Origin of the sequence: Pseudomonas sp. D47 (assembly GCF_045447305.1) — a bacterium.
In the GTDB taxonomy this organism is placed as follows: domain Bacteria; phylum Pseudomonadota; class Gammaproteobacteria; order Pseudomonadales; family Pseudomonadaceae; genus Aquipseudomonas.
Map to the genome: position 1 here is coordinate 72,525 of NZ_JBJGXU010000019.1, position 20,539 is coordinate 93,063.

The 20,539-nt window shown below is 60.9% G+C and carries 22 protein-coding genes, 1 pseudogene and 1 riboswitch; of the genes and pseudogenes, 10 read left to right on the top strand and 13 right to left on the bottom strand.

Going from position 1 to position 20,539, the window contains the following annotated elements; translation table 11 throughout:
- Positions 1-104 precede the first annotated feature (104 nt).
- The gene (gene gltX, locus ACI77I_RS15105) at positions 105-1,586 is read right to left on the bottom strand and encodes a glutamate--tRNA ligase (RefSeq protein WP_406997862.1); all 1,482 of its coding nucleotides are present in this window, start codon (positions 1,584-1,586) and stop codon (positions 105-107) included.
- A 217-nt stretch (positions 1,587-1,803) separates the two neighbouring features.
- The gene (gene uvrB / locus ACI77I_RS15110) at positions 1,804-3,819 is read right to left on the bottom strand and encodes an excinuclease ABC subunit UvrB (RefSeq protein ID WP_406997863.1); all 2,016 of its coding nucleotides are present in this window, start codon (positions 3,817-3,819) and stop codon (positions 1,804-1,806) included.
- 343 nt (positions 3,820-4,162) lie between these two features.
- Between uvrB and ACI77I_RS15115 the strand changes: the two genes are divergently transcribed.
- Complete coding sequence (locus ACI77I_RS15115) at positions 4,163-5,359, top strand: amino acid aminotransferase (RefSeq protein WP_406997864.1); 1,197 nt, start codon at positions 4,163-4,165, stop codon at positions 5,357-5,359.
- 167 nt (positions 5,360-5,526) lie between these two features.
- Positions 5,527-5,736: a hypothetical protein gene (locus tag ACI77I_RS15120; protein WP_094952147.1), complete on the top strand. Its 210-nt coding sequence runs from the start codon at positions 5,527-5,529 to the stop codon at positions 5,734-5,736.
- A gap of 106 nt (positions 5,737-5,842) precedes the next feature.
- Here ACI77I_RS15120 and ptrR read toward each other — a convergent pair whose 3' ends face one another.
- Positions 5,843-6,715 (bottom strand): putrescine utilization regulator PtrR, encoded by an 873-nt coding sequence (gene ptrR / locus ACI77I_RS15125; RefSeq protein ID WP_242151274.1) that lies wholly within the window; start codon positions 6,713-6,715, stop codon positions 5,843-5,845.
- 183 nt (positions 6,716-6,898) lie between these two features.
- On the opposite strand from ptrR, the gene ACI77I_RS15130 reads away from it, so the two are divergent.
- Positions 6,899-8,290, top strand: a complete 1,392-nt coding sequence (locus tag ACI77I_RS15130; RefSeq protein WP_406997865.1) for an aldehyde dehydrogenase family protein — start codon at positions 6,899-6,901, stop codon at positions 8,288-8,290.
- 64 nt (positions 8,291-8,354) lie between these two features.
- Here ACI77I_RS15130 and ACI77I_RS15135 read toward each other — a convergent pair whose 3' ends face one another.
- Genes ACI77I_RS15135 through ACI77I_RS15145 form a run of 3 tightly spaced genes read right to left on the bottom strand, consistent with a single transcriptional unit; the run spans position 8,355 to position 11,281 of the window.
- Positions 8,355-9,374 carry a sensor histidine kinase gene (locus ACI77I_RS15135; protein ID WP_406997866.1) on the bottom strand — a complete coding sequence of 340 codons (1,020 nt, stop codon included), beginning with the start codon at positions 9,372-9,374 and terminating at the stop codon, positions 8,355-8,357.
- 9 nt (positions 9,375-9,383) lie between these two features.
- Entirely contained in the window at positions 9,384-10,850 is a 1,467-nt protein-coding gene (locus tag ACI77I_RS15140) for an ATPase domain-containing protein (protein ID WP_094952143.1), read from the bottom strand.
- The gene (locus ACI77I_RS15145; protein ID WP_263273604.1) at positions 10,847-11,281 is read right to left on the bottom strand and encodes a hypothetical protein; all 435 of its coding nucleotides are present in this window, start codon (positions 11,279-11,281) and stop codon (positions 10,847-10,849) included. Before ACI77I_RS15145 ends, ACI77I_RS15140 begins: the two co-directional genes overlap by 4 nt.
- A gap of 116 nt (positions 11,282-11,397) precedes the next feature.
- Positions 11,398-11,592, top strand: a riboswitch (cobalamin riboswitch).
- A 116-nt stretch (positions 11,593-11,708) separates the two neighbouring features.
- Here ACI77I_RS15145 and ACI77I_RS15150 point away from each other — a divergent pair.
- From ACI77I_RS15150 to ACI77I_RS15160, 3 genes are read left to right on the top strand one after another with little or no spacing between them, the layout of a single operon-like run.
- Positions 11,709-12,719, top strand: coding sequence for an ABC transporter substrate-binding protein (locus ACI77I_RS15150; RefSeq protein ID WP_242151282.1), 1,011 nt, complete (start codon positions 11,709-11,711; stop codon positions 12,717-12,719).
- Positions 12,716-13,720 (top strand): FecCD family ABC transporter permease, encoded by a 1,005-nt coding sequence (locus tag ACI77I_RS15155; RefSeq protein ID WP_406997867.1) that lies wholly within the window; start codon positions 12,716-12,718, stop codon positions 13,718-13,720. Before ACI77I_RS15150 ends, ACI77I_RS15155 begins: the two co-directional genes overlap by 4 nt.
- A complete protein-coding gene (locus ACI77I_RS15160; RefSeq protein ID WP_242151285.1) occupies positions 13,717-14,481 on the top strand; it encodes an ABC transporter ATP-binding protein in 765 nt (254 codons plus the stop codon). The genes ACI77I_RS15155 and ACI77I_RS15160 overlap by 4 nt, the downstream gene beginning before the upstream one ends.
- Positions 14,482-14,620: 139 nt before the next feature.
- Here the strand turns inward: ACI77I_RS15160 and ACI77I_RS15165 are convergent, their stop codons facing one another.
- Together ACI77I_RS15165 and ACI77I_RS15170 are read right to left on the bottom strand one after the other, a co-directional pair.
- A complete protein-coding gene (locus ACI77I_RS15165) occupies positions 14,621-15,118 on the bottom strand; it encodes a GNAT family N-acetyltransferase (protein WP_406997868.1) in 498 nt (165 codons plus the stop codon).
- Positions 15,115-15,339 carry a hypothetical protein gene (locus tag ACI77I_RS15170; RefSeq protein ID WP_406997869.1) on the bottom strand — a complete coding sequence of 75 codons (225 nt, stop codon included), beginning with the start codon at positions 15,337-15,339 and terminating at the stop codon, positions 15,115-15,117. The genes ACI77I_RS15165 and ACI77I_RS15170 overlap by 4 nt, the downstream gene beginning before the upstream one ends.
- Positions 15,340-15,488: 149 nt before the next feature.
- On the opposite strand from ACI77I_RS15170, the gene ACI77I_RS15175 reads away from it, so the two are divergent.
- Together ACI77I_RS15175 and ACI77I_RS15180 are read left to right on the top strand one after the other, a co-directional pair.
- Entirely contained in the window at positions 15,489-16,028 is a 540-nt protein-coding gene (locus ACI77I_RS15175; RefSeq protein WP_094952137.1) for a hypothetical protein, read from the top strand.
- Positions 16,029-16,091: 63 nt separating this feature from the next.
- Positions 16,092-16,526 (top strand): DUF6678 family protein, encoded by a 435-nt coding sequence (locus ACI77I_RS15180; RefSeq protein ID WP_176462976.1) that lies wholly within the window; start codon positions 16,092-16,094, stop codon positions 16,524-16,526.
- Here the strand turns inward: ACI77I_RS15180 and ACI77I_RS15185 are convergent.
- The 3 genes from ACI77I_RS15185 to ACI77I_RS15195 form a co-directional block, all read right to left on the bottom strand.
- Complete coding sequence (locus tag ACI77I_RS15185; protein ID WP_406997870.1) at positions 16,502-17,455, bottom strand: alpha/beta hydrolase; 954 nt, start codon at positions 17,453-17,455, stop codon at positions 16,502-16,504. The two genes, ACI77I_RS15180 and ACI77I_RS15185, sit on opposite strands and share 25 nt — an antisense overlap.
- Positions 17,455-17,895, bottom strand: coding sequence for a tryptophan-rich sensory protein TspO (gene tspO, locus ACI77I_RS15190; RefSeq protein ID WP_094952134.1), 441 nt, complete (start codon positions 17,893-17,895; stop codon positions 17,455-17,457). Before tspO ends, ACI77I_RS15185 begins: the two co-directional genes overlap by 1 nt.
- 71 nt (positions 17,896-17,966) lie before the next feature.
- Positions 17,967-18,536 carry a nucleotidyltransferase family protein gene (locus ACI77I_RS15195; protein WP_406997871.1) on the bottom strand — a complete coding sequence of 190 codons (570 nt, stop codon included), beginning with the start codon at positions 18,534-18,536 and terminating at the stop codon, positions 17,967-17,969.
- A gap of 124 nt (positions 18,537-18,660) precedes the next feature.
- Between ACI77I_RS15195 and ACI77I_RS15200 the strand changes: the two genes are divergently transcribed.
- Both ACI77I_RS15200 and ACI77I_RS15205 read left to right on the top strand, forming a co-directional pair.
- Positions 18,661-19,266: a hypothetical protein gene (locus tag ACI77I_RS15200; protein WP_242151297.1), complete on the top strand. Its 606-nt coding sequence runs from the start codon at positions 18,661-18,663 to the stop codon at positions 19,264-19,266.
- A gap of 262 nt (positions 19,267-19,528) precedes the next feature.
- Positions 19,529-19,800: pseudogene (locus ACI77I_RS15205) on the top strand (DUF6124 family protein).
- Positions 19,801-19,879: 79 nt separating this feature from the next.
- On the opposite strand, the gene ACI77I_RS15210 reads toward ACI77I_RS15205, so the two are convergent.
- Positions 19,880-20,179, bottom strand: a complete 300-nt coding sequence (locus tag ACI77I_RS15210) for a hypothetical protein (protein WP_263273611.1) — start codon at positions 20,177-20,179, stop codon at positions 19,880-19,882.
- 86 nt (positions 20,180-20,265) lie between these two features.
- On the bottom strand, positions 20,266-20,499 hold the full coding sequence (locus tag ACI77I_RS15215; RefSeq protein ID WP_034136025.1) for a hypothetical protein: 234 nt from the start codon (positions 20,497-20,499) through the stop codon (positions 20,266-20,268).
- Between the last annotated feature and the right edge of the window lie 40 nt (positions 20,500-20,539).

The window sequence follows — 20,539 nt, forward strand, 5'->3', positions numbered from 1 at the left end:
CTGTCAAATTTATTTTCAACAATTTCCAAAATTTTTTGCCGGGATAACAATCACTTACCGTTAAAACCCCGGAAAACCGGGGTTTTATCGTTACCGCAGGTTGCTTAGGCGATAGCACCCAGCAGCTTTTCCCACTCTTTGTTTTCTTTCTTCGACACACCACCAAGCAAATCAAGGGCTTGGCGCAGACGGAAACGCGTCAGGTCCGGGCCGAGAATTTCCATCGCATCGAGTACCGACACCGAACTGGCCTGCCCGGTGATCGCAGCAAACATCAGCGGCATGGCATCGCGCAATTTCAGTTCCAGGGACTCGACCACCGCCTGAATCGTCGCGGTGATCGCATCCTTCTCCCACTGACGCAGGCTTTCGAGCTTCCACAGGATCAACTGCATCAACTGGCGAACCTGATCGCCCGAGAGCTTCTTGGATTCAAACAGCTTGGCGTCCGGGTTCACGCCACCGGCAAAGAAGAAGCTGGCCAACGGCGCGACCTGGCTGAACGTCTCCACCCTGCCCTGCACCAACGGTGCAATCTTCATCATGTACTCGGGGTTCAACGCCCACTGCTGCACGCGGCTGGCGAATTCTTCCACCGGCAGGTCACGCAGCCATTGGCCGTTGAGCCACGACAGCTTCTCGACGTCGAAAATCGGCCCGCCGAGGGAGACGCGGGACAAGTCGAAGTTATCGACCATTTCCTGCAGCGAGAACTTCTCGCGCTCGTCCGGCATCGACCAGCCCATGCGGCCCAAGTAGTTGAGCATCGCTTCGGGCATAAAGCCCATGCGCTCGTAGAAGGTTACCGAGGTCGGGTTCTTGCGCTTGGACAGCTTGCTCTTGTCCGGGTTACGCAGCAGCGGCATGTAGCACAACTGCGGCTGTTCCCAGCCAAAGTACTCATAAAGCAGGATCAGTTTCGGCGCCGACGGCAGCCATTCTTCGCCGCGCAGGACGTGGGTGATGCCCATCAGGTGGTCGTCGACCACGTTGGCCAGGAAGTACGTCGGCAGGCCATCGGTCTTCATCAGCACCTGCATGTCCATGCGGTCCCACGGGATCTCGACGTCACCGCGCAGCATGTCCGGCACCACGCACACGCCTTCACTCGGCACTTTCATGCGGATAACGTGGGGCTCGCCGGCGGCCAGGCGCTGGGCCACTTCTTCTTTGGACAGCAGCAGCGCGCGGCCGTCGTAGCGCGGGGTTTCGCCACGCGCCTGTTGCTCGGCGCGCATCTGGTCCAGTTCTTCCGCGGTGCAGAAGCACGGGAAGGCATGGCCCATGTCGACCAATTGCTGGGTGTATTGCTTGTAGATGTCGCTGCGCTCGCTCTGGCGATACGGGCCGTGCGGGCCACCAACGTCCGGGCCTTCTGCCCAGGTAATGCCCAACCAGCGCAACGCATCGAAAATCTGCTGTTCCGACTCACGGGTCGAACGCACTTGATCGGTGTCTTCGATCCGCAGGATGAATTCACCGCCGTGCTGCTTGGCGAAGCAGTAGTTGAACAAGGCGATGTAGGCAGTGCCGACGTGGGGATCCCCAGTAGGCGATGGCGCAATGCGCGTGCGGACGGTGGTCATGGCAGGTCTCGAGTGGGCGATAAAGCTGAAAATTGAAACAAGGGGCGAATGGTAACAGCCTGGGGTGCTTGGGCTCCAGCGTGGGTGATTCTGGTGGACCGCGGCGCTGCCATTCGCGAGCAAGCCCGCTCCCACATTTGACCGATTTCCAACATGAGAATGCGGTCGAATGTGGGAGCGGAATTGCTCGCGAAGAAGCCATCACAGCCTCTACATATCAAACAGCCAACAACCGCTCCCGCAGCTTGCCGATCTCATCGCGCGTCTGCGCCGCCGCTTCAAACTCAAGATCGCGCGCCAACTGGTACATCTTCTCTTCCAACTGCCGGATGCGCTTGGTGATCTCACTTGGCGAGCGCAATTCGTTCTCGTACTTGGCGCTTTCTTCGGCCGCCTTGGCCATGCCCTTGCGCTTCTTGCTGCGCGAGCCGGGCACGGTGGCGCCTTCCATGATGTCGGCGACATCCTTGAAGACACCTTTGGGGATGATGCCGTTCTCCAGGTTGTAGGCAATCTGCTTGTCACGGCGGCGCTCGGTCTCGCCAATCGCCCGCTCCATGGAGCCGGTGATGCGGTCCGCGTACAGAATCGCGCGACCATTGAGGTTACGTGCCGCACGGCCGATGGTCTGGATCAGCGAGCGCTCGGAACGCAGGAAGCCTTCCTTGTCGGCATCTAGGATCGCCACCAGCGACACTTCCGGCATGTCCAGGCCTTCGCGCAGCAGGTTGATCCCCACCAGCACATCAAAGGTGCCCAGGCGCAGGTCACGGATAATTTCCACACGTTCCACAGTGTCAATGTCCGAGTGCAAATAGCGCACGCGCACGCCGTGGTCGGCCAGGTAGTCAGTCAAGTCTTCGGACATGCGCTTGGTCAGCGTGGTGACCAGCACCCGCTCCTCCAAAGCCACGCGCTTGGTGATTTCCGAAAGCAAGTCATCGACCTGGGTCAGTGCCGGGCGGATTTCGATTTGCGGGTCCACCAGGCCGGTCGGGCGCACCAGTTGCTCAATCACGCGCCCCGCGTGTTCGGCTTCGTAGTTACCCGGCGTGGCGGAGACAAAAATCGTCTGCGGGCTGATGCTTTCAAACTCGTCAAAACGCATCGGCCGGTTATCCAGCGCCGACGGCAGGCGGAAGCCGTACTCCACCAAGGTTTCTTTACGCGAGCGGTCACCTTTGTACATCGCACCGACCTGCGGCACGCTGACGTGGGATTCGTCGATCACCAGCAAAGCGTCGTCCGGCAGGTAATCAAAAAGAGTGGGCGGCGCCTGCCCGGATTCGCGGCCCGAAAGGTAGCGCGAGTAGTTTTCGATGCCGTTACAGTAGCCCAGCTCCAGGATCATCTCCAGGTCGAAACGCGTGCGCTGCTCCAGGCGCTGGGCTTCCACCAGCTTGTTGTTGGCGCGCAAATACTCTAGGCGCTCAACCAACTCGCCCTTGATGCCTTCAATGGCGCCCATCAGGGTTGCGCGCGGGGTCACGTAGTGGCTTTTCGGGTAGAAGGTGAAGCGCGGCAGCTTGCGGATCACCTCACCGGTCAACGGGTCGAAGGCCGACAGGCTCTCGACTTCATCGTCAAACAGCTCGATGCGGATCGCTTCCAGGTCGGATTCGGCAGGGTAGATGTCGATAACGTCGCCGCGCACACGGAAGGTGGCGCGTGCGAAGTCCATGTCATTGCGGGTGTACTGCAAGCTCGTCAGGCGACGCAACAGCTCGCGCTGGTCGAGTTTATCGCCGCGATCAACGTGTAACACCATCTTCAAATAGGCTTCGGGGCTACCCAGACCGTAGATGCACGACACCGTGGTGACGATGATCGCGTCCTTACGCTCCAGCAGCGCCTTGGTCGCTGACAGCCGCATCTGCTCGATATGGTCGTTGATCGACGCATCCTTCTCGATGAAGGTATCGGACGACGGCACGTAGGCTTCGGGCTGGTAGTAGTCGTAGTAGGAAACGAAGTACTCCACCGCGTTGTTCGGGAAGAACGCCTTGAACTCGCCGTACAGCTGCGCGGCCAGGGTTTTGTTCGGCGCCAGCACCAAGGTCGGACGATTGATCTGCGCAATCACGTTGGCGATGCTGAAGGTCTTGCCTGAACCGGTCACCCCGAGCAACGTCTGGTGCGCCAGGCCGGCCTCGATGCCTTCAACCATCAGGCGAATAGCTTCGGGTTGATCGCCGGCGGGTTCAAAGCGGGTGACGAGCTGGAAATCCGACATAACGTACCTCGTGAAGTCACCCCAGACTCGAAACCGCCAGGGACGAAAAAGCTCAGCAACCCGCGAATAGTCATCGCAGGTTGCAGGAAAAAACCATGATAGCTGTAGAAGTGGTGCCGAATGTCACGGGTTTCAAGGTAATCGTCCTACCTGCCGTCGTGGCCCCATGTTGCAATAAGACTAATGGTCGGCAAATAAACCGAAAAACTTGGCCGAAAAGCCGTTTCGGCTGTCGCCCTCAGCCTGGATGGCCTCTATACTAGCTCCCCGTTTGTGCACCGCTCTAGTGCATTCGGCTGGAGCGCGACACGTCCCTCCATTCCCCCATAGAGCTGCCGCAAAAATGAGCCTGTTCTCCGCTGTCGAAATGGCACCACGCGATCCAATCCTGGGCCTCAACGAAGCATTCAACGCCGATACACGAACCACCAAGGTCAACCTTGGCGTGGGCGTTTACTGCAACGAAGAGGGGAAGATTCCACTCTTGCGTGCCGTTGCCGAAGCGGAAGCCATTCGCGTGGCGCAACACGCCGCCCGTGGCTACTTGCCGATCGACGGGATCGTCGCCTACGACCAGGCCGTGCAAAAGCTGCTGTTTGGCGCTGACTCGCCGCTGCTGAGCGCCGGCCGTGTCATCACCGCACAAGCGGTCGGCGGCACCGGCGCGCTGAAAATCGGCGCTGACTTCCTCAAGCAACTGCTGCCCAATGCCGTGGTTGCCATCAGCGACCCAAGCTGGGAAAACCACCAGGCACTGTTCGAAAAAGCCGGCTTCCCGGTGCAGACCTACCGCTACTACGACGCCGCCACCCACGACGTAAACCGTGCCGGCCTGCTCGAAGACCTCAACGCCCTGCCGCCACAGTCCATCGTGGTACTGCACGCCTGCTGCCATAACCCGACCGGCGTCGACCTGAGCCCAGCCGACTGGCAACAAGTGCTGGACGTGGTCAAGGCGAAAAACCTGGTGCCATTCCTCGACATGGCCTACCAGGGCTTTGGCGACGGCATCCACGAAGACGCCGCCGCAGTAAGCCTGTTCGCCGAGTCGGGCCTGACCTTCTTTGTGTCCAGCTCGTTCTCCAAGTCGTTCTCGCTGTACGGCGAACGCGTGGGCGCGCTGTCGATCGTCAGCGAATCCAAGGAAGAAAGCGCGCGCATCCTGTCCCAGGTCAAGCGTGTGATCCGCACCAACTACTCCAACCCGCCGACCCACGGCGCAGCAATCGTGGCTGCCGTGCTGAACAACCCTGAGCTGCGCGCCCAGTGGGAAGCGGAACTGGCCGAAATGCGCCTGCGCATCCGTGGCATGCGTGAGCAGATGGTGGCGGAACTGGCCAAGGCAGCCCCGGGCCACGACTTCAGCTTCGTCGGCCGCCAGCGCGGGATGTTCTCCTACTCCGGCCTGACCGTTGAGCAAGTCACCCGCCTGCGCACTGAGTTTGGTATCTACGCACTCGACACCGGCCGCATCTGCGTGGCGGCGCTGAACCAGGCGAACATTGGTGCCGTGACAAAGGCGATTGTTCAGGTGCTGTAAGCCTGTAATGGTTGTGATGAAGGGGAAGCCATTTAGTGGCTTCCCCTTTTTTGTGGCGAGCGGGCTTGTCGATTCGACAAGCCCGCTCGCCACAGGAAGAAAACCTCGCTGCTTGCCGCAACCAGCCCTAGACTGAACCCCGACTGCCCCTTTGCTGTGAGAGCCCTATGAGAAACGACGACCTGGACCTGCGCGCTGACCGCGACGAACTGCATGACTACACCCCGCGCGCCCCGCAAGCCAAGCGCGAGAAAAGCCTGGTGCTGCAAGTGGCCCTCGGCGTGTTCCTCGGTGGACTGGCCTTGTGGCTGGTGCAGTTGGGTGCGACGGCGATCATGGCCAAATTGGCGATGGGCACCTTCCAGTTCGGCGGTTAACAAAGATCAACGGTGGGAGCTGGCTTGCCTGCGATAGCGTCAGGCCTGCTGATACCGCTATCACTGATACACCGTTATCGCAGGCAAGCCAGCTCCCACACGGGATCTACTTCGCCTGCAGAACGCTCTCCTCCAACAACTTCACAAAACTGTTCAAACTCTGCGACACCGTGCCCCGGCGCCAGATCAGCCAGGTATTCAGGATGCGGAACGCGTCGCTCAACGGCCACACACTCACCGCGGTAAACCCCGGCATGCTCTCCAGCATGCTGCGCGGCATCAGCGCCAGGCCGGCCCCGGCGCTGACGCAGGCGAGCATGCCGTGGTAGGACTCCATCTCGAAGATCTTGCCCGGCACCGCGCCGTCCTGTGAGAACCAGCGTTCGAAGTGATGCCGATACGAGCAGTTCGAGCGAAAGGTGTAGATGCTCTCCCCCGCCACATCCTGCCCGCGCGTGATCGGCGCGTGGTGCAGCGGTGCGATCACCACCATCTCTTCCTCAAACACTGCCACGCCCTCCAGCGTCGCATGCAGCACCGGCCCATCGACAAACGCCGCCGCCAGGCGCCCGGACAACACGCCCTCGATCATCGTGCCCGACGGCCCGGTGCTCAGGTCCAGCTCGACCTTGGTGTGCTTCTGGTTGTACGCCGCAAGCAACGCGGGGATACGCACCGCCGCCGTGCTCTCCAGCGACCCCAGGGCAAAAGCGCCCTGGGGCTCCTCCCCCGCCACCGTGGCGCGGGCTTCTTGCACCAAATCAAGAATACGCCGCGTATAGCCGAGGAAATTCCACCCGGCCGGTGACAAGCGCAGGCGGCTCTTCTCGCGGATAAACAGCTCTACGCCCAGGTCCTGCTCCAGCTGCTTGATGCGCGTGGTCAGGTTCGACGGCACGCGATGAATCAACTGCGCGGCCGCGCTGATGCTGCCTTGCTCGGCAACGGCCTTGAAGATTTCCAGCTGCACCAAGTCCAAGTCATTCTCCCATCGTGAAGGTGATCGTTCGCACGCTCTGCGTGGGAATAGAGCCCGGAGCGCTGCGTCCCAACCCAAACATCATTCTCAATTTGAGAACGAACCCCTCGATATTATTCAGTTTCCAGAAAACATACATCCCCGTAGGCTCAATCCATTCCACTCATTCAGCCGGACGGTGCCATGAACGCTATCACTCACCAGACCCACGCCTTGTCGATCAACCCCGCCAACGGCGAAACAGTCGCCAGCTACTCCTATGAAACCGAGGCGCAACTGGACGCCGCGCTCAACCGCGCCACCGCTGCCTTCCGCACCTGGCGCCGCCAGCCGGTGAGCCAACGCGCCGAATGGCTGATGGCCTTGGCCGCTGCCCTGCGTGATCAAGCCGAGGACATGGCGCAGATGATCACCCTGGAAATGGGCAAACCCATCGCCCAGGCGCGTGCCGAAATCGAAAAATGCGCGCAACTCGCCGAGTGGTATGCCGCCCAAGGCCCGGCCATGCTGGCGCCAGAACCGACGTTGGTGGACAACGGCAGCGCGCAGATCGAATACCGCCCGCTGGGCCCGATCTTCGCCGTAATGCCGTGGAACTTCCCGGTGTGGCAAGTGCTGCGCGGTGCCGTGCCGACCTTGCTGGCCGGCAATACCTACGTGCTCAAACATGCACCCAACGTGATGGGCAGCGCCTACCTGATCCAGCAAGCGTTCCAGAAAGCCGGTTTCGCCGAAGGCATTTTTGAAGTGGTCAACGTGACGAACAACGGCGTCTCCCAGGCCATCGCCGACCCACGCATCGCCGCCGTCACCCTCACCGGCAGCGTACGCGCCGGCATCGCCATCGGCTCACAGGCTGGCGCGGCGCTGAAGAAATGTGTGCTGGAACTGGGCGGCTCCGACCCGTTCATCGTGCTCAATGACGCCGACCTCGACGCCGCCGTGCAGGCCGCTGTGATCGGGCGCTTCCAGAACAGCGGCCAAGTCTGCGCCGCCGCCAAGCGCCTGATCATCGAAGAAGGCGTGGTGGACGCCTTCACCGCCAAATTCCTCGAAGCCAGCCGCGCGCTGGTGATGGGCGACCCGACTGCGACCAGCACCTACGTCGGCCCAATGGCCCGCTTCGACCTGCGCGACGAGCTGCATGGCCAGGTCCAGGCCACCTTGGAAGAAGGCGCGACCCTGTTGCTGGGCGGCAACAAAGTCCCCGGCGCCGGCAACTACTATGAGCCGACCGTGCTGGCCAACGTCACCGACCAAATGACCTCGTTCAAACAGGAACTGTTCGGCCCCGTGGCCTCGATCATCACCGCCCGCGATGCCGACCACGCCGTGGCCCTGGCCAACGACAGCGAGTTCGGCCTGACCGCCAGCATCTTCACCACCGACTCGGCCAAGGCACGGGATATCGCCGACCAGCTGGAAACCGGCGGGATCTTCGTCAACGCCTTCAGCGTGTCCGACCCTCGGGTGGCGTTTGGCGGTGTGAAAAAGAGTGGGTTCGGGCGGGAGTTGTCGCACTTTGGCGTGCGGGAATTCTGCAATGCACAGACGGTTTGGTTGGATCGCAAGTGAGTCAAATCCTTCTGTGGCGAGCGGATTGTTGTGGCAAGCCCGCTCGCCAAAAGGATGGCGCTAATCAGGCATTCAACAACGGCAACGTCACCACAAACTCACTGCCACAGCCCTTGCCCTCGCTGATGGCGGTGACCTTGCCGCCATGCGCCTCCACCAGCTCGCGAACCACCGTCAAGCCAATCCCCAAGCCAGAGCCGTTAAAGCCGATGGCGTGCTCATCCTGCACATAAGGATCAAAGATAAACGGTAGCGCCTTGGCCGACACACCAATGCCGTTGTCAGCAATGCTGATCCTCAACTCATCCGCCACGCTGACAGACATCACAATGGTACCGCCCACCGCCGTGTATTTGGCTGCATTCGCCAGCAGGTTATGCAGAATTTGCGCAAGGCGCCCCGCGTCACCCATGAGCATCAAGCTGCCGTCAGGCAGGTGGGCATCGAACCGCTGATTTTTCGCGCGCATCACCGGGCCGCACGCATCAATGGCGCTTCTCAGAATCTGCAGCATGTCGACCTCCCTGCGTTCGATGTGCAGCTTGCCCGTGCTGACGCGGGACACGTCCAGCAAATCGTCCACCAGTTGTGAAATATGCTGCACCTGGCCTTCGATCAGCTCACGCATGCGCGGCAGCTGGTCGCTGGGCAGCCGGACCATGCGCTCGGCGATCATGCTGATCGGTGTTAACGGGTTACGCAGCTCATGCGCGACCATCGCCAGGATGCTTTTCTGCTGGCCCAGCGCACGCTCGGCGGTCGCCTGCAGGTCTTGGGCGCTGAGTGCCGCGATCACCAATTGCGCATTCGCCTCGCGAAGCTCCTGGTACAGGCGCTGCTCCTCCACACGCGGCAGATTGACCGCGTCTGACTGCGCGAGAAGAATCGCCAGCACCAATTGCTGATTGGCCTCGATCACCTGCTCGACGTGCTGGGTATCCACCAGACGGCTGCTGGCGTCAGTCAATTGCTGTTGCAGGGCGGCGAGTACGGCGCGCGCCTCCACGGTTTTTTGCCCAAGCAGGAACAGTTCGTGAGCAGCATTCTTCAGCTCACTGTCATTCTTACGGCCGCCGTCACTCATGAGTCGGGCTCACACATGTTTGGCTCCCGTCGAAATTTTCTTGGTCGGCCGCCCGCCCAGCAACCCTTCCTGCTCGGGCAGCATGTCGCGGATCTGCAGGCCGTTATCGTCGATGTGGTACTGGCGCAGTTGATCGGAATGGGCACTGGCGCGCACCTTGACCACCGCCATGATGCGCAGTAAACGGCTCTCGACTTCGATATAGCGCTGCACAATGATCGCGTCGGTCAGGAACGCGGTGCCGTAAGGGCTGAAACGCAGGTCGGTGTAGCGGTCTTCCAGCTCCGAGGTCATCAATACACTGACCCCCACAGCGGTCAGCGCAGTCACCATGCGTGACAGCGACTCGCGAAAGTCCGCGCGAAAGGTCGGCGCCAGCGCCAGTTCAAAGCCCGACAGCGAGTCGATGACGACGCGGGTGGCGTTCAAACGGCTGATTTCGCCGAGCAGCAATTGCACGATTTCGTCGATGGACAGGTCCGGCGAGCGGCTGTCCACCAAGCCAATCTTGTCGCGCTTGATCAACTCGGCCAATTTAGGGTTTTGCGAATGGTTGGGCCGTTGCTCAAACACCGCAATCACCCCGGTTTCGCCGTTGCGCGCGCCTTCGGCCAGGAAGGTCGCCGCCAGGATGCTCTTGCCCGAGCCTGATGGCCCGGCCACCAACAGCGAATACCCGCGAGGCAGGCCGCCGCCGAGCATCTCATCGAGTGCCGGCACGCCCATTTTCAGGCGGGTGATCGGGAACGTCGATGGCGCGTCAACTGCGCGATTGATAGCAGCCGGCGGGAACACCTTGACGCCCGAAGTGGCAATACGGAAGGTGTGCAGCCCCGGCAAGGTCGGTTGGCCACGCATCTTCATAATTTCCATCTTGCGCACCATCGAGTTGCGCTCGACGCTCTGGCGCAGCCAGATCAGACCGTCGGCCACGGTGAAAATCGGGTTGGTGTCGGTTTCGGTGAAGTATTCGCCGATCAGGAAGGTCGTCGCCTGCCACGTGGTCATCAACATGCCCAGTTGCTGGATGAACTGCGGCAGGTTGTTGTTCGGGTTGTGCTGGGTCTGGCTGGCCAGCACCACGGAGCGAAACGAGTCAACAAACACCAGCGACGGCGAATGCGCCTCGACCTCGCTGACGATGCGCCGCAACACTTCGTCCAGGTCGCCGGCCAAGGTGTCGTCGGCCAGATTGATGTAGCGAATCGACTGGTTGATCGCTTCGCTGTCGAAAAAATCGAATTGCTGCTGATAACGCAGCATCTTCAGCGGCGGCTCCCCGAGGACGGTAAAGAACAGCGCTGGGCGCTCTGGTGTGGCCAGGGCAAACATCATCTGGTGCGCCAGGGTGGTTTTGCCACACCCAGGAGGGCCTGCGATCAAGTTGAACGAAAACTCCGGCAGGCCTCCGCCCAGGACCTCGTCCAGTCCTGGCACACCCGTGGCCAGACGGTTGATAGTCACTTTGGTGCTCATGGCGAAATTTCCTGCGAAGAGGTGTCGCTCGAAGAAGGCTTCCACACGTCAACCAGCAGACGTGCGGTGAGTGAAGGCCCGATCAGCGTGGTCAGAAGCTCGTAGAGGGTTGTCAGCAACACCTCACCGAAAAACAGCGCATCGGTTTCGTTCTGCTCGACGAGTACGGATTTGAGGGCAATCAGGTCCATCGCGGCCGGCACGCTGTCATAGGTGCCGGCCAGGCGTGGACGGGTCGAGACGCACAGATGGAAGCTGCGGCGGTACAGCGCGGCGACGCCTTGCTGGCCGATAATGGGCGCCAGTGCTGCGCCCATATCCTGCAAAATGGAAACAATCGCCGTGGCGATGCTTGCAGTGTCAGCGTGCGGACCAACACGGTGCGCCAGAGAAGCTACGATCCGGCGGCTCTCTTCGCTATGCGTGGGCATGTCTGACTAATATCTGATGAACAGAGACTGATGGTACACCCTATGCCAAGGGATAGAGACCCCAGTGGCTGCAACAGGCCAATTGCGCGGATCAGGCTCCCCCTCGTTGCCATGATCGACTACCATACCGCGCCGGTTCCCAAACGGGACTAATAGGGAATTCGAAGCGCAGCCCATCGCGCCAATCGAAACTGCCCCCGCAACTGTAGGTGCTGAGCCTGCTCCACATCGCCACTGGGCATTGCCCGGGAAGGCCGGAGCGAGGCGACGACGCATCAGTCAGGAGACCTGCCGGCCCAGCTACATCACTGACCGGCGGGGTGTCCGGGAAGGCCATCCGTGCCCTGCAAAACCTGCAGCGTCCGTGGGTGTATTTCCGAGCCGTACCTCCCCTGTTGTCACGTACGGTTCTCCCGGAGATTGCCCCATGCTGCCACGCGTTACCGCCCTGATCACCGGCCTCGCCTTCTGTGGCCTGGCCCACGCCACACCGACTGCTTACCCGCTGACGGTGCAGAACTGCGGCAGCACCCTCACCTTTCAGCAAGCGCCCGCGCGCAGCGTGACCATCGGCCAGGCCGCCACCGAGATGCTCTATGCCTTGGGCGTCGCCGACACCGTGGTTGGCACTTCACTGTGGTTCAACAGCGTATTGCCGCAATTCAAGGCTCAGAACGACAACATCGAGCGCCTGGCCGACAACGAGCCGAGCTTCGAAGCGGTGATCGCCAAGCGCCCGCAACTGGTGGCCGCAGAGCTGGAATGGGTGGTCGGCCCGCAGGGCGTGGTCGGCACCCGCGAGCAATTCCACGAATTGAAAATCCCCACTTACCTGCTGCCCTCCGACTGCGAAGGCAAGGACAACCTCGTCGGCGCCGACGGCACGCGGCTGGAGCCGTTTCGCATCGACACTGTCTATAAGAGCATCAGCCAACTGGCCGAGATCTTCGACGTACAAGCGCGCGGCCAGCAGTTGAACGACGCACTCAAGGCGCGCCTGGCCAAGTCCGTCGCCACAGCCCAAGGCAAAGGCCTCAAGCAGGCCAGCGCGCTGGTATGGTTCTCCAGCGCCGAAATGGCCAGCGACCCGTACGTGGCTGGTCACAAGGGCATTCCCGAATTCATGCTGCAAACCCTCGGTCTGCGCAACGTCGTACAGTCCGATGAAGAGTGGCCAGCCGTCGGCTGGGAAACCCTCGCCAAGGCCAACCCGACCTTCCTGGTGATCGCCCGCATGGACCGCCGCCGCTACCCGGCCGACGACCATGAAAAGAAACTCGCCTTCCTGCGCAGCGACCCCGTCACGCGCAACATGGACGCGGTGAAAAACAACCGCATCATCATTATTGACGCCCTGGCGCTGCAAGCCAGCATTCGCATGTTCGACGGCCTGGAACAACTGGCCGGCGCCATCGACGGCTACGACCTGCACAAATGATCCGCTCCCTACTCGCCCTGACACTGCTGTTGCTCGCCGTACTCGCCGGCGTGGCCATCGGCGAAACCGCCATCGAGCCGCAGGTGGTGTTGCAAGTACTCGCCAATAAACTGCTGGCCGCCGGCTACGTGCTGGACCCGATCGACGAAGGCGTGGTGTGGAACTACCGCCTGACCCGCACCCTGGTCGCCGCCGCGTGCGGTGCGGGGTTGGCCACCTGCGGGGTGATCTTGCAATCGTTGCTGCGTAACCCGCTGGCCGACCCTTACTTGCTGGGCATCAGCGCCGGCGCCTCGACCGGCGCGGTCTTGGTGGCACTGATCGGCGTGGGCGGCGGGCTGATTTCACTCTCGGCAGGTGCCTTTGTCGGGGCGATGGCGGCGTTTGCACTGGTGATTTTGCTGGCGAGCGCCAGCGGTTCTTCCAGCGGCACCGGCCAGATCATCCTCGCGGGCATCGCCGGCTCGCAGCTGTTCAATGCCCTCACCGCGTTCCTGATCACCAAGTCGGCCAGCTCCGAACAGGCGCGCGGCATTCTGTTCTGGCTGCTGGGCAACCTCAGCGGCGTGCGCTGGCCGTCGGTGTGGCTGGCGGTGCCGGTGGCGGTCGCAGGCTTGGCGGTATGCCTGTGGCACCGCCGCGCGCTGGATGCGTTCACTTTCGGCACCGACTCGGCAGCGTCGCTGGGCATTCCAGTGCGCCGCGTGCAGTTTGTACTGGTGGGCTGCGCGGCGCTGGTGACGGCGGTGATGGTGTCGCTGGTCGGCTCTATCGGCTTTGTCGGGCTGGTGATCCCCCACGCCGTACGCCTGCTGGTCGGCACCGGGCATTCGCGGTTGCTGCCGGCCAGCGCCTTGGGCGGCGCGTTGTTTTTGATTGCCGCCGATGTGCTGTCGCGCACCTTGATCAAGGGCCAGGTGATTCCGGTCGGCGTGGTCACGGCATTGGTCGGCGCGCCGGTGTTTGCGTTGATCCTGATCGGCCGGAGGAATGCGCGATGACGGTACTCAGTTGCACGGGCCTGGGTTTTAAGGTGCGCGACGCCGAGTTACTGCGTGATGTTCACCTGGACGTGGCCTTAGGCGAAACCCTCGGCATCGTCGGCCCAAACGGCTCCGGCAAATCCACCCTGCTCAAACTGCTGGCCGGGTTACGCACGCCTGGCAGCGGCGAAGTGCGCCTGGGCGGCCAACGCCTGGGCGACCTGTCCCGGCGCGCCATTGCACGACAGCTGGCGGTGGTGGAACAACAGGCCGACACCGACGACGCCATCCGCGTGTTCGACGCCGTGGCGTTGGGCCGCACGCCCTGGCTGTCGGCGCTGAGCCCTTGGGCCGGCGCAGACGACGCCATCGTCAACCAGGCCCTGCATGACGTGGACGCCACCCACCTGAGCCACCGCGCCTGGCGCAGCCTCTCCGGCGGCGAACGCCAACGCGTGCACATCGCCCGCGCCCTGGCGCAACGCCCGCAGATTCTGCTGCTGGATGAGCCGACCAATCACTTGGATATCCAGCATCAACTGGCGATCTTGAAAGGCGTGCAGGCGCTGCCGGTGACCACCCTGATTGCGCTGCATGACCTGAACCAGGCGCTCACGTGTGATCGGCTGGCGGTGCTGGATCGCGGGCGGTTGGTGGCACTGGGCAAGCCGTTGGAAGTGCTGACGCCGCAGCGTTTGCAAGACACGTTTGGCGTGCAGGCGCATTACCTGACAGACCCGTTTGATGGGGCGCAGATCTTGCGGCTGCGCTCGAACTGATGAGCTAACAGCGGACCTCAAAACAACACAGTTGAACTGTGGGAGCTGGCTTGCCGGCGATAGCGGTGGATCAGTGCCATATCCTTAGCTGACACACCGCCACCGCCGGCAAGCCAGCTCCCACATCAGGTCTTCGGCGCTATAGATACCGCTGCATATGCGTCGTCTGCCACACCGGATCGGCTTCGACATCGACAATCTCAAACCCCTGCCGCAGCCAAAAATCAATCGCCCCAGGAAGAAACGGATGGGTATGCAGGTAAACCACCTCCACTCCATCCGCCCGCGCCTTGGCCTCCAGTGCGCGGTATAACTCGCCTGCCAGACCAGAACGGCGAAACGCTGGAAGTACGAACAGGCGCACCACCTCCACCGTCTTGAGGCCTTGGTAATCCAACTGCGGAAAACGGCCGTCGTAGGGCAAGTAGCCAATGGCTGCGACCATCTGGCCCTCGGCGCGAGCGATCAGGAACTGGCCGTCGCCTTGAAGGTAGGTCGCATCAAACCGTGCCAGGTCGTCCGGCATTCCCGTGGCGCTGAGCTTGGGGAAAAGCTCGGCGCGGGCCTCCAGCACGAAGGCCAGCACCGCAGTACTGTCCGCGGCAGTGACTGCCTGGAGGACGGGCCGTTGGTTCATAAAACCTTGATCTGGGTGATCCCCACCACCTCTGCCTGCTCCAGAATCTCCTCGGGCGTCGCATCCGCAGGCGGCAGGATCAGTCCATTCTCCGCATCGCCAAAATGCAATTGCAACACATGCATCGCCGCCTCATGCAATGGCAGTTCAGGCTGTTTGAGTTCAAACACGTGGGTACGGGGCTCGCCGTTGAACAGGTAGTTCAGGGTGTATTCGCGCATGGTGACATCCTTGTGAGGGGAGAGAAGCAGCTGCTTATCCTGACTTATTGATCAGGTTTTAAGTTCAACCACTTCACAAATCCGTCAGCGGGCAAGCCAATGTTTAGTCTAATGTACCGTTCCATGCCATTCGCAGAAAAGGCCCCCCTATGGTTAACCGTCATACCCGCTCTCGCGAGAGAATCGGCCAGGACCTAAGCCATGCACGCTTGCTGGTCGGCCAACGGCTTCGCGAGCTTTCGCATGACCAGTATTACTTCAACGATGAGAAAAGCGTCGACGACATAGGTTCGCTCGAGTGGCGATGCGACGACCTTGCGCACGTTACGATGTACCTGCTAAGCGATGGCGAAAGTGTCGGGGCGGATCTATCTGCGCTGGAAATAGCTGAGGCCTTTGAGCTTGATGACGCGAGCAGTTGCTCGTGGCGTAGGGAAAACCTGTTTGCCAGCTTATCCGTGCCGTCTCTGGTGGGTAAGGTCATCACCGAGGTTCACGGGGTTATCGATGTAGCAAGGGACCAGACAGCCTCGCTTGTTGGGTTCAACATCACCTTTGAGACGGGTGATTACCTGACCTATCTGAATCAGGGTGACGATGCAGCCGTACTGATCAACGAACCGCCAAAGTGCCTAGTTGGTATGGAAACCAGATGGGTGACTTCATTCGACGCCAGGCAGCACGACTAATGCCCTGCGGCGGCTGGGCGCTAAGATAGCCGCCCCGATGCACAGGGGCCAAAAGGGCTGAATATGCACGAACTGCCAATGGCAGACGCAGGCCAGAATGATAAAAAACGCAAGCAAATACAGGCCGCTGTCGCGGCAAGAAACCTGGCAAGCGCGGCTAACAACACCAAGTGGAATGAACTGATTAACCACTTTCGCCAGCTTGAGGGGTGGCGGCCATCCTTTCGATCCAAATCCGTCACAGGCTATATTTCGGGCTGGGATACCGAGTGGTTTTACCACCTGCCGTTTCCATTTGCTTACGTCGAGTGGTTCGATATCGGCCTGCGGAGCATTGCACCCGCCAAGGGAATGCTGCGCCCGGACACGCTCATTGACCACACGGAAGAAATATCCCAGGCCGTTGCACACATCGGGTTCGAGTTTGAAGTTCGGGCTGACGTACTCAGAATTTGGGGCTACCTGCCAAAATCCTACGAAGACTTTCCACCTGTGTAGCGGCCATTGATCTGTTGAGTGATCCACGCCCTGCTGTAGACCAGCACACTATTCGCCAGCGCCACCGGAAAATGAATAAACCCATGGGCAGCTTCCGGCAGCAAGTGCGCCTCAACCTGCGCCACCGCCCCCCACCGCTCAGCCAGCAACAGCGTGTCATCCTTCAGCGGGTCCAGCTCGCCGACAAACATCAACGCCGGCGGCAACCCCGTAAAGTCGCCATACAACGGTGACAACGGCGGCTGCCGCCTTTGCTCATCACTCAACCCCGGCGTGAGCATACGCAAGGCCTCGACCATCCCCGGACCGTCCAACAACAGCGTGTCCGGCCCGGCTGCGCGTACGCTCGGCGTACCGGTCAAATCATAAACCCCGTAATACAACACCGCCCCGCTCACCCGCGCGAGCAACTGCGGCCATTGCTTGAGCGCCAGTAACGTCGCCGCCGCCAGATGGCCGCCCGCTGATTCACCAACAATGATCACCGGCAGGTCGGCAAACTCAGGACAGTCGCCCAACAGCCAGCGAGCGGCGGCCAAGCAGTCTTCCATCAACCCCTCGACCGGCGTATCGACCGCCAGCCGATAATCCACCGACACCACCGCCACGCCGCACGCCTGCACCATGCCCAGGTTCAGGTCATCGTCCATCTGCGCATTGCCGATCACCCAGCCACCGCCGTGGATATCCAGCACCACGCCCTTGGGTTTACCCGTCGGCCGCAGGATGCGCACGGGTACCGAGCCCACCAGATGGGTTTGCGCCGCCGGGGCCTTCTTGAGCGTTTGACTGACGCGCAGCAGCGCCTGGATCACACGCGGCGTCATGCGGTTGCGGATTTTAAAGCGCGGCAACCAGGCGAGCTTTTTATTAAAGCCGCGCATCTCGGCCAGCTCCGGCTCGCTGGCAGGCCAGGGGGTGTGCGCCATCAGCGGTTATTGCGAAGAATCGAGAAATTCAACGCCGCCGCCACACTCAGCCACGCCAGGTAGGGGAACAGGATCAGCCCGGTGATCACGTCCAAACGCAACGCCATCACCACCAGCGCCGCCACCACCAGCCACAGCAGCACTATCACCACCATCGCGGCGAAGATGCGATGCGCGCCGAAAAACACCGGCGTCCACAGCGTATTCAACGCAATCTGCGCGGCCCACAAGCCCAAAGCCAGTTGGCTGCCGGGGATCATGGTCAAGCGGTAACCGGCCCAGGCGAGCAGCAGATAGATGACCGTCCAGGCCACCGGGAACAGCCAGTTAGGCGGTGTGAAGCTGGGCTTGACCAGGGCTTCGTACCACTGGCCGGGTTTGAAAATGATGCCGGTGCTGGCGGCGGCGCCGCAGGCGATGAGGAAAATAAGCAAGATCATGAGCTGTCCTTGGCTGGTGTCAGCGGTCAGGGTTCATTTCAGGATAAGACGCCTGTGGAGTGGGTAAAAGTTCACACAGAATCAGGCGCCACAATCTTCAGCCACGGCCAGCGCGCCTGATAACTCTTGGCCTTGGCCGCAAACAACTCCGGCTCGCGGTGATGAGGATTAATCCGCAGCACACCCTGCGCCACATCCTCCAACCCATACGGCGCATACACTTCACCCGTTTCAATCTCCAGCCCGATGCACGTGCCCGCCACCAAGTAGCGATCAACGCCTTGTTTAGCCGTGTGCAACTGCGGATAAGGCCGACCAAAGCGCTCGCCGTACCAAAGGTGCACCCGCGCCTGGTTCTTGACCTCGACGTTGACGCCCAAATCCTGAAACAACTGCTCGGCCGAGCGGATGACTCTGTCCTCAGCCTCGTAGGACAGGTCCGTATCGAAGTAGAAAACGTCGTAGTCCTTTACGCCTTGGTCGGCGGGAAGGTTCGACTGATGATTCCACACCGCCTGGAACAGGCAGCCGGCCGTGAGCATGCACTGGTCAACGCCGAGGGCGGGCAGGCGCGCTGTGATTTCGGCGTTGATGGGGTTGGCCATGGCCAGTTCGAGGAGGGTTTTGACGGTCAATGTCATGAGCGTTCCTGTGTATTCAGCGCCGTTAGAACCTCCGACGCTACACCACGTGTGGAGTGGGTTTCGTTACTGCAATGTTTCTATACAATTTGCTCGCCTGCAACCAATCGTCAAGGATAAAACGATGCGCATCAGAGAAATGGCCCTCATCACCACCAGCGCCTTGCTGCTCACGGCCTGCAGCGACAGCCCTTCCGACACCGACATTCAAGCGGTGCTGCAACCCCGACTGGAAGGAGCCTCCTGCGTCACCGCGCCCATGTTCAGCAACTTCCCCATCACCCTGAGCGACAGCTTCAGCAGCGGCACCTCCAGCGCCAACCAGCCCGCCTTCGACGCCCTGACCGACGCCGGCCTGCTTGCCAAAAACGATAAAACCTACACCCTCTCCGAGCCCGGCCGCGCCGCCTACGTGCAGGAAAAATCCGGGTTCTGCTACGCCCAAGGTTATGCAATCACCAAGATCCAGAACACCGCCGCTAATACTCACCCAATGGGCGCCGCCGTCGAAAAATCCTGGGTGGTGACCGTGGACATCCGCCAGCAACCCATCGCCCCGTGGGCCAAAACCCCGGCGATTGAGAAACTGGCGCGTAACCCGGAACACCTTTCCGAAGTGCCCAAGACCTATCACGTGGTGGTGGGACGCTTGAAGGGAGAACAAACGTTGAAGCTGCTCGACCCACGGTTTTCGATCATGCGTGGGGTGGGTGTAAACCAAGCCTTTTAAGCACCGCCGCCGCCCTTTGTGGTGCACAGAGAAAATCTGTGGCCCGCAAGCCATTGTGGCGAGCGGGCTTGCCCTAATGCCGTTCAGTTAAGCGAACGCAATGCTCAGAGCAGCGAAGATTAAATGTGGGAGCCGCGGTGCGACGACTCGACTTGCCCGCGATGACGTCGGCCCAGCAAACATTGATGTTGACTGACCCACCGCTTTCGCGGGCAAGCCCGCTCCCACAGGGGAATGCGCTGGAGTGGCCGTCTCAAGGCTGATCGGGTTTAGTAGCGATGGGGTTGTAGCCCAAGCAAGGAACTTAACGACGGTTAACGTCACACAGGATTCAACCACCCTCTTCACCGTCGTCCCCGACGCCAGCCCAACAGCTACGAAACCTTCACCTGCGTCAGCACACTACTGCTCGACCTGTCCGAAGACCTGTGCGGCAAACACCGCGCCATCGCACTGGCTATCCACCCACTGAGCGAACTGGGCGTACTGCTCACGGCCAGACTTCTGGACCGCGAAGCGCCCTGCCCTGGCTGATTATCAGCCCTTCAACGCACCCGCCCAATTTTGCTTTTTGGAGAGCTGTGTGAGCGCCAGCGCGCTGATGGCGCTGCCTTCAATTAGCGCCAGGGTAGTGATCCACGTACTGAATGGTGAAGTCGGGGTAGTGATCGACGATCTGGATCTTGTAGTCCGGGTAGTGATCGACCATTTTCCATTTGCCGGCTGAGTCAGGGTAATGATCTACCCGCTGTACCTTGAGGTCAGGGTAGTGGTCAACAACCTTAACCTTGTAGTCGGGATAGTGATCGACGAACTGGATGTTGCCGTAAATTTTCGACACATCGACACCCGAAGCCGCCGAAGCGCAGAAGGTGCAGGTCAGCAGCAGTGACGCCAGAGCAACTTTAAACATGACAGCCTCATCCTGAGAAATCAAAGGTGCCCAGTCTAACGACCTGCGCGCAAATTGCACCGCAAAACGCCCTATCTAGCTAATGCTCAACCCTTCAACTCACCCGCCCGATTACTCGCCGCGTCGTCGTAAGCCACATACAGCGACTCAGCGATCTGGCTTTTGATGGCCTTAGTGGATTCCAGCCCCAACACAAAACCTTCGGCTTTGCCGCCTGCGCGGTTGAGTTCTTCATGGGTGGAGGCGCCGGTGATGGCGTCGAGGAGCTTGGCCGCGTGAGGGCCTACGCCTTTGGGGAGGGAGATTTGGTCGATGGACATCAGCGATACCTTTGAGAAGAGAGGTCGGTAGTGCGTGGAA